The organism is Polaromonas potterensis (assembly GCF_033446725.1).
In the GTDB taxonomy this organism is placed as follows: Bacteria; Pseudomonadota; Gammaproteobacteria; order Burkholderiales; family Burkholderiaceae_C; genus Polaromonas.
Genome location: NZ_JAWQLX010000008.1, coordinates 95,173 through 106,634, shown reverse-complemented (window position 1 = coordinate 106,634; position 11,462 = coordinate 95,173). Strand labels below are relative to the sequence as shown.

At 62.5% G+C, this 11,462-nt stretch carries 15 protein-coding genes and 1 pseudogene; 9 read left to right on the top strand and 7 right to left on the bottom strand.

Annotated features, from left to right (window positions below; genetic code table 11):
• Nucleotides 1-4 precede the first annotated feature (4 nt).
• From panD to panC, 4 genes and pseudogenes are all read left to right on the top strand, one after another.
• Nucleotides 5-385 carry an aspartate 1-decarboxylase gene (gene panD, locus R6254_RS15255; protein ID WP_318408044.1) on the top strand — a complete coding sequence of 127 codons (381 nt, stop codon included), beginning with the start codon at nucleotides 5-7 and terminating at the stop codon, nucleotides 383-385.
• A gap of 63 nt (nucleotides 386-448) precedes the next feature.
• Nucleotides 449-1,469 (top strand): annotated as a pseudogene (gene bioB, locus R6254_RS15250) (biotin synthase BioB).
• Nucleotides 1,466-2,353: a 3-methyl-2-oxobutanoate hydroxymethyltransferase gene (gene panB / locus R6254_RS15245; RefSeq protein ID WP_318408042.1), complete on the top strand. Its 888-nt coding sequence runs from the start codon at nucleotides 1,466-1,468 to the stop codon at nucleotides 2,351-2,353. The pseudogene bioB and the gene panB overlap by 4 nt, the downstream one beginning before the upstream one ends.
• A gap of 152 nt (nucleotides 2,354-2,505) precedes the next feature.
• The gene (panC, locus tag R6254_RS15240) at nucleotides 2,506-3,354 is read left to right on the top strand and encodes a pantoate--beta-alanine ligase (protein WP_318408040.1); all 849 of its coding nucleotides are present in this window, start codon (nucleotides 2,506-2,508) and stop codon (nucleotides 3,352-3,354) included.
• A 17-nt stretch (nucleotides 3,355-3,371) separates the two neighbouring features.
• Here panC and R6254_RS15235 read toward each other — a convergent pair whose 3' ends face one another.
• The 3 genes from R6254_RS15235 to R6254_RS15225 are packed head-to-tail and all read right to left on the bottom strand — an operon-like array spanning nucleotide 3,372 to nucleotide 4,522.
• Entirely contained in the window at nucleotides 3,372-3,719 is a 348-nt protein-coding gene (locus R6254_RS15235) for a hypothetical protein (RefSeq protein WP_318408039.1), read from the bottom strand.
• Entirely contained in the window at nucleotides 3,712-4,167 is a 456-nt protein-coding gene (locus R6254_RS15230) for a phage holin family protein (protein ID WP_318408037.1), read from the bottom strand. Before R6254_RS15230 ends, R6254_RS15235 begins: the two co-directional genes overlap by 8 nt.
• Nucleotides 4,168-4,219: 52 nt before the next feature.
• On the bottom strand, nucleotides 4,220-4,522 hold the full coding sequence (locus tag R6254_RS15225; RefSeq protein ID WP_318408035.1) for an ElaB/YgaM/YqjD family protein: 303 nt from the start codon (nucleotides 4,520-4,522) through the stop codon (nucleotides 4,220-4,222).
• Nucleotides 4,523-4,688: 166 nt separating this feature from the next.
• Between R6254_RS15225 and R6254_RS15220 the strand changes: the two genes are divergently transcribed.
• A complete protein-coding gene (locus tag R6254_RS15220; protein ID WP_318408033.1) occupies nucleotides 4,689-5,099 on the top strand; it encodes a hypothetical protein in 411 nt (136 codons plus the stop codon).
• Between the two features lie 111 nt (nucleotides 5,100-5,210).
• Nucleotides 5,211-5,582, top strand: a complete 372-nt coding sequence (locus tag R6254_RS15215; RefSeq protein ID WP_318408032.1) for a cupin domain-containing protein — start codon at nucleotides 5,211-5,213, stop codon at nucleotides 5,580-5,582.
• 78 nt (nucleotides 5,583-5,660) lie between these two features.
• Here the strand turns inward: R6254_RS15215 and R6254_RS15210 are convergent, their stop codons facing one another.
• The 4 genes from R6254_RS15210 to R6254_RS15195 form a co-directional block, all read right to left on the bottom strand.
• Nucleotides 5,661-6,704 carry an NAD(P)H-dependent glycerol-3-phosphate dehydrogenase gene (locus R6254_RS15210; RefSeq protein ID WP_318408030.1) on the bottom strand — a complete coding sequence of 348 codons (1,044 nt, stop codon included), beginning with the start codon at nucleotides 6,702-6,704 and terminating at the stop codon, nucleotides 5,661-5,663.
• Nucleotides 6,705-6,732: 28 nt separating this feature from the next.
• Nucleotides 6,733-7,200, bottom strand: coding sequence for a protein-export chaperone SecB (secB, locus tag R6254_RS15205; RefSeq protein WP_318408028.1), 468 nt, complete (start codon nucleotides 7,198-7,200; stop codon nucleotides 6,733-6,735).
• A 109-nt stretch (nucleotides 7,201-7,309) separates the two neighbouring features.
• Entirely contained in the window at nucleotides 7,310-7,567 is a 258-nt protein-coding gene (gene grxC, locus R6254_RS15200) for a glutaredoxin 3 (RefSeq protein WP_318408026.1), read from the bottom strand.
• 80 nt (nucleotides 7,568-7,647) lie between these two features.
• Nucleotides 7,648-8,058, bottom strand: a complete 411-nt coding sequence (locus R6254_RS15195; protein WP_318408024.1) for a rhodanese-like domain-containing protein — start codon at nucleotides 8,056-8,058, stop codon at nucleotides 7,648-7,650.
• Between the two features lie 147 nt (nucleotides 8,059-8,205).
• Here R6254_RS15195 and gpmA point away from each other — a divergent pair, with 147 nt between their 5' ends.
• From gpmA to R6254_RS15180, 3 genes are all read left to right on the top strand, one after another.
• Nucleotides 8,206-8,949: a 2,3-diphosphoglycerate-dependent phosphoglycerate mutase gene (gpmA, locus tag R6254_RS15190; RefSeq protein ID WP_318408022.1), complete on the top strand. Its 744-nt coding sequence runs from the start codon at nucleotides 8,206-8,208 to the stop codon at nucleotides 8,947-8,949.
• 199 nt (nucleotides 8,950-9,148) lie between these two features.
• On the top strand, nucleotides 9,149-10,585 hold the full coding sequence (locus tag R6254_RS15185; protein ID WP_318408021.1) for a S41 family peptidase: 1,437 nt from the start codon (nucleotides 9,149-9,151) through the stop codon (nucleotides 10,583-10,585).
• 95 nt (nucleotides 10,586-10,680) lie between these two features.
• The gene (locus tag R6254_RS15180) at nucleotides 10,681-11,442 is read left to right on the top strand and encodes a HesA/MoeB/ThiF family protein (RefSeq protein ID WP_318408020.1); all 762 of its coding nucleotides are present in this window, start codon (nucleotides 10,681-10,683) and stop codon (nucleotides 11,440-11,442) included.
• Nucleotides 11,443-11,462: the final 20 nt, after the last annotated feature.

Genomic DNA, 11,462 nt, shown 5'->3' with positions numbered 1-11,462 from the left:
CACCATGCAACGCACCCTTCTCGCCGGAAAAATCCACCGCGCCACCGTGACCCAGTGCGAGCTGCACTACGAAGGCTCCTGCGCCATCGACGACGACCTGCTGGAAGCTTCCGGCATTGCCGAGTTTGAACAAATCCACATCTGGAACATCAACAACGGCGCACGTTTTGTGACCTACGTCATCCGTGCCCAGCGCGGCAGCGGCACCATTTCCATCAACGGTTCGGCGGCCCGCCAGGCCTCGGTGGGTGACCTCGTCATCATTGCGGCCTTTGGCCAGTTATCGGCCGACCAGGTGGCGGGCTTCCAGCCCAAGCTGGTGTTTGTCGATGAGGCCAACCGCATCAAGGAAGAACGCTCCACGATTGCAGTCCAAGGCCTGTGAGCCGGCTGTGCCATTCCGGCAGACCACAGATGTCGCATCTGTCCCACCTCAAGAATGAAAGCCATGTCCAGCGTATTTGAACAACCCGTCACCCTGCACCGCCCACGCCAGGCCGCGCCCACCCAGCCACAAGCCGCTTCAAAATGGAGCGTGGAGGCCATCGAAGCGCTGTTCAACCTGCCCTTCCCCGAGCTGATGCACCGCGCGCAGACCGTGCACCGCGACAACTTCGATCCCACACGCGTCGAGTTCGCCACCCTGCTGTCCATCAAGACCGGCGGCTGCGCCGAGGATTGCGGCTACTGCCCGCAGGCGGCGCGCTACGACACCGGCGTGGAGGCCAGCAAGCTGATGGAGCCGGCCGAGGTGCTGGTCGCCGCCCAGCGCGCCAAGGATGCGGGCGCGACGCGTTTTTGCATGGGTGCAGCCTGGCGTTCGCCCAAGGACCGCGACGTCGAGAAGGTCGCCGAGCTGATCCGCACCGTCAAAAGCCTGGGCCTGGAAGCCTGCGCCACGTTAGGCATGCTGGAAGACCACCACGCGCAGACCCTGCAACAGGCCGGACTGGACTACTACAACCACAACCTGGACAGCGCGCCCGACTTCTACGGCAACATCATCAGCACGCGCGACTACCAGGACCGTCTCGACACGCTGGCGCGCGTGCGCAACGTCGGCGTCAAGGTCTGTTGCGGCGGCATTGTCGGCCTGGGCGAAACCCGGCGCCAGCGCGCCGGCCTGGTGGCCGAGTTGGCCAACCTCACGCCCCACCCGGAGTCCGTGCCCATCAACAACCTGGTCAAGGTCGAGGGCACGCCGCTGGCCGACCAGGCCGACCTGGACCCGTTTGAATTTGTGCGCACCATTGCCGTGGCGCGCATCACCATGCCGACGGCGCGGGTGCGCCTGTCGGCTGGCCGCCAGCAAATGGGCGATGCGGTACAGGCCGTGTTTTCTGGCCGGCGCCAATTCAATCTTTTATGGCGACAAACTGCTGGTCACGGGCAACCCCGACACGGACGCCGACGTGGCGCTGCTTGATCGGCTCGGCATGACACGTTCGGCACCGGAGGCACAAGCATGAACCCGAAACCCGTCAACCCGCCGGCCGCCAGCCCTTATGGCACCCTGCCCGCCGCGCCGTCACCGGCTGCGCGCAAACCCATCAGCCTGCCGCGTCTGCGCGAGATGCATGCGCAGGGCGAAAAAATCACCATGCTCACCGCTTACGACGCCACCTTTGCGGCGGTAGCCGATGCGGCCGGCGTGGAATGTATTCTGGTCGGCGACTCGTTGGGCATGGTCTGCCAGGGCCTGACCAGCACCGTGGGCGTGACGCTGGAGACCATGCTGCATCACACCGACTGTGTGGCCCGCGGCCTGCGCCGCGCCCAAGCCACGGCCTGGTTGGTCAGCGACCTGCCCTTTGGCAGCTACCACGAGTCCAAAGAACAAGCCCTGCGCAGCGCCGTGGTGCTGATGCAGGCGGGTGCCCATATGGTCAAGCTCGAAGGCGGCGGCTGGACAACGGACACCGTGCATTTTTTGGTGGAACGCGGCATTCCGGTCTGCGCCCATCTGGGCCTGACGCCACAAACCGTACACGCCCTGGGCGGTTACCGCGTGCAGGGCAAATCCGACGAAGCCGCCGCCACGCTGAAAAACCAGGCGCTGGCGCTGCAGCAGGCCGGCGCGGCCATGCTGGTGCTGGAGATGGTGCCGGCCGCCTTGTCGGCGGCGCTGACGACCGAGCTGAACCATTGCGCCACCATAGGCATAGGCGCTGGCGTGGGAACCGCTGGCCAGGTGCTGGTCTTGCACGACATGCTGGGCATGAACCTGGGCAAGATGCCAAAATTTGTGCACAATTTCATGAACGATGCCGGCAGTGTGCGGGGTGCGATGCAAGCTTATGTGGACGCGGTCAAAGAGGGCCGGTTTCCAGTCGATACATTGCACGCCTGGTGAAATAAGGCCCCCACGCGCCCCACTCCGTGTGGTTTGCTGCCCCCCGAGGAGGCGCATTTTTCCTTGGGGCGGCCCGGCGGAAAAACATCCGCTCCCACGCTAGTCATTTATAGTTCGCTCCTTCAGCTTGAGCCCCTCCTTCCATACACGCCATGAAAATCGTTCACACCATCGCCGACCTGCGCGCCCAACTGGCACCTTTTCAGCGCCCGGCCTTTGTGGCCACCATGGGCAATCTGCACGATGGTCACATCGCGCTGGTCAAGCAGGCCAAGCCGCTGGGCGACGTGACCGTGGCCAGCATTTTTGTGAACCGCCTGCAGTTCGCGCCGCACGAAGATTTCGACACCTACCCGCGCACCTGGGACGCCGACTGCGAAAAGCTGGAGGCCGCCGGCTGCGATGTGTTGTTTGCACCGCGGGAAACCGACCTGTACCCCGAGCCGCAAACCTACAAGGTGCATCCACCGGCTGAACTGGCCGACATCCTGGAAGGGCATTTCCGCCCCGGCTTTTTCGTCGGTGTCAGCACCGTGGTGATGAAGCTGTTTTCCTGCGTCTACGCTGGCAAGACTGGCGGTGTCGCGGTGTTCGGAAAAAAAGACTACCAGCAGGTGATGATCATCCGGCGCATGGTGCAGCAGTTTGCCATGCCGATCGAGATTGTTGCCGGCGAAACCCTGAGGGCGACCGACGGCCTGGCGCTGTCCTCGCGCAACGGTTACCTTTCGCCTGAAGAACGTACCGAAGCCGTGCAGCTGTCCAAAGCCCTCAAAGGCCTGGGCGACGCGGTGCGGTCCACCGGTGTGGCCAACGCGGCCGACCTCGAAGCTTTGGCCATGCAGGCCCTGGCGGCACGTGGCTGGCAGCCCGACTACCTGAGCGTACGTCGCCGCGCCGACCTGCTGGCACCAAACAGCGCCAGCGCGTCGGAAGCGCTGGTGGTTTTGGGCGCCGCCAGGCTGGGTAACACCCGCCTGATCGACAACCTGGAAATCTGAATCTACGGCGCCAGCGCTTAATCAGCGTCGGCCGGTGGTTCCGCCTGCTGGCCCGTGAGCCACTGGTAACCCTTCCAGGCCAGCAGGGCCGAACCCGCCCCCAGCATCAGGTTGCGCAGCAGGGGCCGGCCCCGCACACTGGAAAAAGCCAGCGACAACACCGGACTGAACAACTGGGCACGTTTGAACAGCCCCATGGCCAGCGGCAAACCCTTGCTCAAGGCCAGGTTGGGCACGCCACTTTTCAGGAAGCTGAGCGACTGCCGCGCCGTGCCAAAGGCGCCGCTCATCTCGGCGCGTTCCGTCGCCGCGCGCATCAGCAACAGTTGCTTGCGCAGGGCGCGCTGGGTGCTTGCGTCACTCATGGTGCCCACCCGCTTCGCGCTGCGCCTCAGGGTCCAAGGCAGTTTGCAAGGCCTCGCGGTCTTTCGCCATTTCAGCCAGCGTGGCCTGCAGGAAGGGCGGTCGCGTGTTGAGCACACGCTGGATGCGCCACCAGAACCAGGCGGCCAGACCGAGGTAAGTCGCCGCAATGATCGCCAGCGCCGTCACGCGCTGCGTGGCATCCACCGCCAGCACCACCAGCAGCGTGATCATCAGCACACCCACCAGGCCAAACACCAGCAGGCCCAGCATGCTCAGCAGCACGCCGGTCAGCCGCTGCAGCTCTTCCTCCAGCTCCACACCGGCCAGGGCCAGACGGGTGTGCGCCATGCCCAGCGCCGTGATGGCCAGCTGGCGCAGCGACGCAAACAGGCGCGCCGGCGGGTGGGCGCCGGCGGGATGGCCGGAATCGGTCCGGTGTGCCGTCATGGAGCGCTCACCCCGAAACGCGGCAAACCGGTTTGCCCTGTGGTTTTCGCCATTATTTGCGGTTGACCAGCAGGCCAATCAGAAAGCCAGCTGCGGCCGCAATGCCCACGGCCTTCCAGGGGTTGGCGTGGACATAGTCGTCGGTGAGCCTGGCCGCCTCCTTGCCCTTGATACGCGCGGCCTCCTGCAGCCCGGACAGTTTTTCCGTGGCCAGCTTGAGCTTGCCAGCGGCTTTTTCACGCAGGGCCGCGGCGGTATCGCCGGTGGCGGCAGCCGCCGACTTCAGCAAGTCATCCACGTCGGAGAGAACCACTTTCATATCGGTGATCAATTTGTCTTTGCCAGTGTTTTCCATGGAGTGTTCCCAAGTGGTGTGAGTAAGGGCCAGACGCGGTGCCAACCGTCGGTCTGACGAGATGACTCAGGTTAACCAGAATTGGCCGCGGGGTCAAAACATTCTGCGCCGTAGAAGGCCAAGGCGACGCTCCGCCCGCAGCACGATTCGGCACAATCCAGCCACCATGAACCCCAAGCTTTGGACCCCTCGGTTCACCCTGCTGGGCACGCGGGTCGGAGGGCTGCTCAGGTCTGCCGTGAAGCAGCCGTTCAAGCACCCGCTCCTGGCTTTGCCGCAGCCCTGCAAAACGGGATTCATGGTCGAAGAAACCGCGCGCCATGTCCTGAGCCAGCAAAGTTTCACAGCCCCGTCCTTCGCGGTGCTGAAAAAACACCTGGGCGATTTTGGAGACAATGAATTGCGCAAGACCCTCAAAATCTGCCGGTCCGTCGTGTGTTCATGCATCCAATCGAACTCCAGGCCAAAAGGGATGGGCGTTAACAGCTATCAAAAATATAGCGAATGTATGACCCAAACGTTCTTGGCGGGAGCAATCCCTGTGGTGATAATGGCCATGATTTGCCCTTGCAGCTAACTTGATCAGAAGTTTGCACCTCCCAGGGTGGCACTTCGATGCCGTTTGTCACTCGTCGAGGCTGGCAATCGCGGTCCCGGTAGACGCCTCGGCCTTCAAGGAGCGCTCGTCATGTTACGAAACCTGATTCTCCCTGTATCTGCCCTGTTCGCAACTTCCGCGTTCCCGCAAGACGCGACGCAAACCGATGGAGACAAATACAAGATCATTCTGGAAAACGATTGCGTCAGGGTTCTCGACTACCGCGACAGTCCCGGCGAAAAGACACATCAGCACAAACACCCGCCCTTTGTCCTGTATGCGCTGAGTTCATTCAGACGAACCTTGACCTTGCCGGACGGGAAAGTGCTTAGGCGCGAGTTCAAGGAGGGAGACGTCATGTGGTCCGAGGAGCAGACCCACATCGGTGAAAACATCGGCCAAACGCCTACCCATGTCTTGATCGTGGAACTCAAGAAACCCGGTGCGCCGTGTTCCAAATGATGACGCCCACCCGTTTCAGCCAGGGAGACAGGCGCGAGAAGCTATCGGTTTAGCAGCGACCAGCGCGGCCAGTCCATGTCAGGCCAACTCGGCCGTCGGGTCGCGCCCCATCAACGCCGCCACCGCCTCAGCCGGCTGCATCTGGCCATCCAGCAAGGCCACCACGCCGCGGGAGATCGGCATGTCCACACCCAGGCCGGCGGCGCGTTGCACCACGGTGCGGGCGCAATACACACCTTCGGCCACATGGCCCAGCGATTGCACCGCCTGCTGCAGGGACTGACCTTGCGCCAGCAGCAAACCCACTTTGCGGTTGCGGCTCAGGTCGCCGGTGGCGGTCAACACCAGATCGCCCAGACCCGACAGGCCGGTGAAGGTGTCAAAACGCGCGCCCAGGGCCAGCCCCAAACGGGTGATTTCGGTCAGGCCGCGCGTGATTAAAGCGGCGCGGGCGTTCAGCCCCAGGTTCAGGCCGTCGCACAGGCCGGTGGCAATCGCCAGCACGTTTTTGACCGCGCCGCCGACCTCCACACCAATGATGTCGTCGTTGGCATAAATGCGCAGCGTCGGGCCGTGAAACGCCGCCACCAGTGCGTCGCGCACTTCGGCATGTTCGCTGGCGGCCACCAGCGCGGTCGGCTGGCCGCGCGCTACCTCTTGTGCAAAACTCGGGCCGCTGAGCGCGCCCGCTCTTAAATTGATAGCTACTTGCGCCCGTATTTCGTGGGCTAGCAGCCCAAAAGGCTTGAAAATTGAAGCCACATCGGCAACCGGGGCTTCAAAACCCTTGCAAAGCCAGGCGACCGGCACCCGCACCTGCTGCAGGCGCAACAACATGCCGCGCAAGGCGGCAATCGGTGTGGCGATCACGATCAGGTCCTGACCGTGCAGTACAGCGTCCAGCGAAGCCTCGGAGCCACCGGCCAACAGCAAGGTGTCGGGCAGCGCGATGCCAGGCAAATAACGTGTATTGACCCGCTGCGACTGCAGCGCCGCCAGTTGCGCGCCATCCCGCGCCCACAAGGTAACTTGGTGGCGTGGGGCCGAAGCACCGGCGGAACCGGCAGCGCTGATGGCCAGCGCCGTGCCCCAGGCCCCGGCGCCGATGACGGCAATTTTCATGGCGATGCGGGGGCTGGTTCAGCCGCCCTTAGACGATGATTTGCGGGGCTTCCTGTGCGGCCGATGCGGCAGCGGCTTGCTGCTGATCGAACATGGCCTGGAAGTTGATTTCGGCCAGGTTGACCGGAGGGAAACCACCGCGCTGGATCACGTCGGCCACATTGCCGCGCAAATAGGGGTACACGATTTGCGGGCAGGCAATGCCCAGGATCGCGTTCAGTTGCTCTTCGGGCATGTTGCGGACTTCAAAAATGCCGGCCTGTTTGGCTTCGACCATGAACACGGTCTTGTCGCCGATCTTGGTGTGTACGGTGGCGGTCACGCTCACTTCGTACAGGCCGTCGGTGATGGGTTGGGCATCCACGCCGAGCTGGATATCGACCGCAGGCTGCTCCTGGTTGAGCAGGATTTCAGGCGAATTGGGCTGCTCGAGCGAAACGTCTTTCAGGTAGACGCGCTGGATCTGGAACACTGGATCGAGGTTGGCTTCGGCCATGGTGAATCTTTCGAATTGCTTTAAAAATAAAACCCGCTGTGCGGACAGCAGGCTGGGCGCATTATCTCAGCAGTCCCAGGCGCGCTGGCGCAAGAACTGCCCGGAAAAATCAGGCGCTCAACAGGGGCAACAAGCCGCCCCGGCCGTCCAGCGCCACCAGGTCGTCGCAGCCGCCGACGTGGGTGTCGCCAATAAAAATCTGCGGCACGGTCCGGCGTCCGGTGATTTCCATCATTTTCTGACGTTCGTCCGGCTGCATGTCGACTCGGATTTCTTCAATGGCGGTCACCCCCCGCTGCTTGAGCAGTTGTTTGGCGTGCACGCAGTAGGGGCAGCTGGCAGTCAGGTACATCTTGACGGTTTGCATCAATCAATCTCTCCGGGTCGGGTCAACAGGCAAAAGCGCGGCAGGTAGCCGTTTCAGGCTGGCCGCGCGGCCTTAAGGATTCAGGCCTTCTCAAGCGGAAGGTTAGCGGCTTTCCAGGATTTCAGCCCGCCGCCCAGGCATTGGGCCTGCTCGTAGCCAAGTTTCTTGGCCACCGCCACCGCCCGGCTGGCCCGCGCACCCGTGGGGCAGACCAGAATCAGCGGCAAACCCTTGTTTTTCACGGCACCAGGCAATTTTTCTTCGAGCTGGCCCAGTGGAATGTTTTTCGCACCGGTCACATGGCCGGCGGCGAATTCCTCGGCTTCGCTGACGTCGATGACCACGGCTTTTTCGCGGTTGATCAGTTGCACAGCCCCGCTGGCACTGAGTGAGCCGGCTGCCATCCCGCTGGAAATCAGGGGCCACAGCAGCATGCCGCCGGATGCCAGCGCAATGCCGATCAGCATCCAGTTGTCGATGAGAAATTTCACGTTAAGTCCTTCAGGGTTTTGCAGTTAAGCACTGATTTTAGAATGCAGGGGGTGAACAAGGCCGGGCCCAGGCCCATGAAAACCTTGTTCCTCCCTATTTTTCCTTTGGCCCTGCTTTTTTTTAACGCCCACTCGACTGCTTCAACCATGTACAAACTTGTGCTCATCCGCCACGGCGAATCAACCTGGAACCTGGAAAACCGCTTCACCGGCTGGGTCGATGTGGACCTGACACCCACCGGCGTCCAACAAGCCATCGCCGCCGGGCAATTGCTCAAAAAAGAAGGTTACGACTTCGACGTGGCCTATACCAGCGTGCTCAAACGCGCGACCCGCACACTCTGGCACACGCTGGACGAGATGGACCGCACCTGGCTGCCGGTGGTGCACAGCTGGCGCCTCAACGAGCGGCATTACGGCAACCTGCAAGGGCTGAACAAGGCGGAAACCGCCAAAAAATACGGCGACGAGCAGGTGCTGGTCTGGCGCCGCAGTTATGACACACCGCCGCCCCCCCTCGAGGCCAACGACCCGCGCCGCGAACGCGATGACCCGCGTTATGCCAAATTGAAGCCTGGCGAGGTGCCGCTGACCGAGTGCCTGAAAGACACCGTGGCCCGCGTCCTGCCCTTCTGGAACGACGCCATGGCCCCGGCCATACGCGCCGGCAAACGGATTGTGGTGGCCGCCCACGGCAACTCAATCCGCGCTTTGGTCAAATACCTGGACAACATTGCCGACGAAGACATCGTGGGCCTGAACATTCCCAACGGTATTCCGCTGGTCTACGAACTGGATGCCGACCTGAAACCCCTGCGCCACTATTACCTGGGCGACAGTGAGGCGATTGCCAAAGCCGCGGCAGCCGTCGCCGCCCAAGGCAAGGCCTGAAGAAACCTGCCCGTGAGGGGCTTTTCGCCGCGGCCAGCGCCTGTTTCATGTCAACCGGCGGTAAAAGCCGGCAGGATTTGAAACATTTCCATCCGCAGCCCGCGCCGGAGACGGGAACTGCCGGCCAAGGCCTTCGTCCTGGGTGTATATTGGTTTAAATTCTGTGACAACTGTCTTTCAAGGCGAATGAAGGTTTTTTATGGGTCAGAAACTCAAGATAGCAGGCTGGATCTCCATCGGCGCGGTGGCCGGAGCCCTGACCACGGTGCAACTGCAGGCTGTCGCGCGCGGCGGGATCAGCCCCTTGCCGCTGGAAGAGCTGCAGCAACTGGCCGCGGTTTTTGGCATGGTCAAGACCGACTATGTCGAGCCGGTTGACGAGAAAAAACTCATCTCCGATGCCATCTCCGGCATGGTCGCCAGCCTGGACCCGCATTCGGTGTATTTCGACAAAAAATCCTTCAAGGAATTTCGCGAAGGTACAACCGGCCGTTTTGTCGGCGTCGGCATCGAAATTTCCCAGGAAGACGGCCTGGTCAAGGTGGTGTCACCGATCGAAGGTTCACCGGCCGACCGCGCCGGTCTCAAGCCCAATGACCTGATCACCAAAATCGACGACACCGCCGTCAAAGGCCTGTCGCTCAACGAAGCCGTCAAAAAAATGCGCGGCGAACCCAAGACCAAGGTCGTGCTGATGATCTTCCGCAAGGACGAAAATCGCACCTTCCCGGTGACCATCACGCGTGAAGAAATCCGTACCCAGTCGGTGCGCAGCAAGGTGGTCGAGCCGGGTTACGCCTGGATCCGCCTGAGCCAGTTCCAGGAACGCACGGTCGAGGACTTTGTCTCCAAACTCGAGCAGATTTATAAGCAGGAACCCAACCTCAAAGGGCTGGTGCTGGATTTGCGCAATGACCCGGGCGGCCTGCTGGACGCTGCGGTTGCGGTGTCCGCCGCCTTTTTGCCCGAAAACGTCACCGTGGTATCTACCAACGGCCAGTTGGCGGAAAGCAAGTTCACCTACAAGGCGGCGCCCGAGTTTTACCAGCGCCGCAATGCCGCCGACCCGCTCAAGCGCCTGCCCGCCGCCCTCAAAACCGTGCCGCTGGTGGTGCTGGTCAACGAAGGGTCGGCCTCGGCCAGCGAAATCGTGGCTGGCGCCCTGCAAGACTACAAACGCGCCACCATCATGGGCAACCAGACCTTCGGCAAAGGTTCGGTGCAAACCGTGCGGCCACTGGGACCGGATACCGGCCTGAAGCTCACCACCGCGCGTTATTTCACACCCAGCGGCAAGTCGATTCAGGCCAAAGGCATCGTGCCTGACGTGATGGTCGACGACACCCTGGAAGGCAGCCCGTTTGCGGCCTTGCGCACACGTGAAGCCGATCTGGAGAAACACCTGGCCAGCGGCCAGGGTGCCGAGGTGAAAGACCCGGGTCGTGAAAAAGCCCGCGAGGAAGCCCTCAAACGCCTGGAAGAAGAGTCCAAAAAGAGCCCCGAGCAGCGCCGTCCACCCGAGTTCGGCAGCGACAAGGACTTCCAGCTCGCACAAGCCATCAACCAGCTCAAGGGCCGCCCCGTGCTGGTCAGCAAAACCATGGTTGAGCGCAAGGAAGAGAAGAAAGAAAACTGATCCCCGATCAGCCAACCGCCGGGGCACGGGCCACAAGGTCCGCGGCCTTGGTTCTTTCCTGACACACCTCCCGCACGTCCGGGTACGCCCGTCCCATGAACGATACCCAGTTGCTGCGTTATTCCCGCCATATCCTGCTCGATGAAGTCGGGGTGGAGGGCCAGAACCAATTGCTGGCCTCGCACGTCCTGATTGTGGGTGCGGGCGGCCTGGGATCCCCGGTCGCGCTGTATCTGGGCAGTGCCGGCGTCGGACGACTCACCGTGGTGGACGACGACCAGGTGGACACCACCAACCTGCAGCGGCAGATTGCCCACACGCTGTCGCGCGTCGGGCAGTTCAAGGCGCATTCGGTGCAGCAGGCCATCGCCGCCATCAACCCCGATGTACAGGTCGTACCCGTCACCCTGCGCGCCGACGCGGCCGTGCTCGACGAACTGGTGCCGCAAGCCGATCTGGTGCTGGACTGCAGCGACAACTTTGCGACGCGCCAGGCGATCAACCGGGCCTGCGTGAAACACCGCAAGCCGCTGGTGTCGGGCGCCGCCATTCGTTTTGACGGCCAGGTGGCGGTGTATGACCCGCGCCACCAGGACAACTCGGCCTGTTATGCCTGCGTGTTCCCCCCCTCAGAAGCCGTGGAAGAAGCCAACTGCGCCACCATGGGCGTGTTTGCACCGCTGGTGGGTATTGTGGGCACCGTGCAGGCGGCCGAAGCGCTCAAGCTGCTTTGCGGCATTGGCCGGCCGCTGACCGGCCGCTTGCTGATGCTGGACGGCCGCAACATGGAGTGGAACGAAGTGCGCATCGCGCGTGACCCCGCTTGTCCGGTCTGCGGCAGCCGCGAGGCCCACTAAACCCAGCTCTTTCGGGCCGC

Coding starts and splice junctions, on each gene's coding strand:
- secB (WP_318408028.1), bottom strand. CDS start 7,200: ATGGCCGAAGCCAACCTCGATCCAGTGTTCCAGATCCAGCGCGTCTAC.
- R6254_RS15185 (WP_318408021.1), top strand. CDS start 9,149: ATGGGTCAGAAACTCAAGATAGCAGGCTGGATCTCCATCGGCGCGGTG.
- R6254_RS15235 (WP_318408039.1), bottom strand. CDS start 3,719: ATGAGTGACGCAAGCACCCAGCGCGCCCTGCGCAAGCAACTGTTGCTG.
- R6254_RS15215 (WP_318408032.1), top strand. CDS start 5,211: ATGTTACGAAACCTGATTCTCCCTGTATCTGCCCTGTTCGCAACTTCC.
- gpmA (WP_318408022.1), top strand. CDS start 8,206: ATGTACAAACTTGTGCTCATCCGCCACGGCGAATCAACCTGGAACCTG.
- R6254_RS15210 (WP_318408030.1), bottom strand. CDS start 6,704: ATGAAAATTGCCGTCATCGGCGCCGGGGCCTGGGGCACGGCGCTGGCC.
- panC (WP_318408040.1), top strand. CDS start 2,506: ATGAAAATCGTTCACACCATCGCCGACCTGCGCGCCCAACTGGCACCT.
- R6254_RS15225 (WP_318408035.1), bottom strand. CDS start 4,522: ATGGAAAACACTGGCAAAGACAAATTGATCACCGATATGAAAGTGGTT.
- panD (WP_318408044.1), top strand. CDS start 5: ATGCAACGCACCCTTCTCGCCGGAAAAATCCACCGCGCCACCGTGACC.
- R6254_RS15220 (WP_318408033.1), top strand. CDS start 4,689: ATGAACCCCAAGCTTTGGACCCCTCGGTTCACCCTGCTGGGCACGCGG.
- R6254_RS15180 (WP_318408020.1), top strand. CDS start 10,681: ATGAACGATACCCAGTTGCTGCGTTATTCCCGCCATATCCTGCTCGAT.
- R6254_RS15230 (WP_318408037.1), bottom strand. CDS start 4,167: ATGACGGCACACCGGACCGATTCCGGCCATCCCGCCGGCGCCCACCCG.
- panB (WP_318408042.1), top strand. CDS start 1,466: ATGAACCCGAAACCCGTCAACCCGCCGGCCGCCAGCCCTTATGGCACC.
- grxC (WP_318408026.1), bottom strand. CDS start 7,567: ATGCAAACCGTCAAGATGTACCTGACTGCCAGCTGCCCCTACTGCGTG.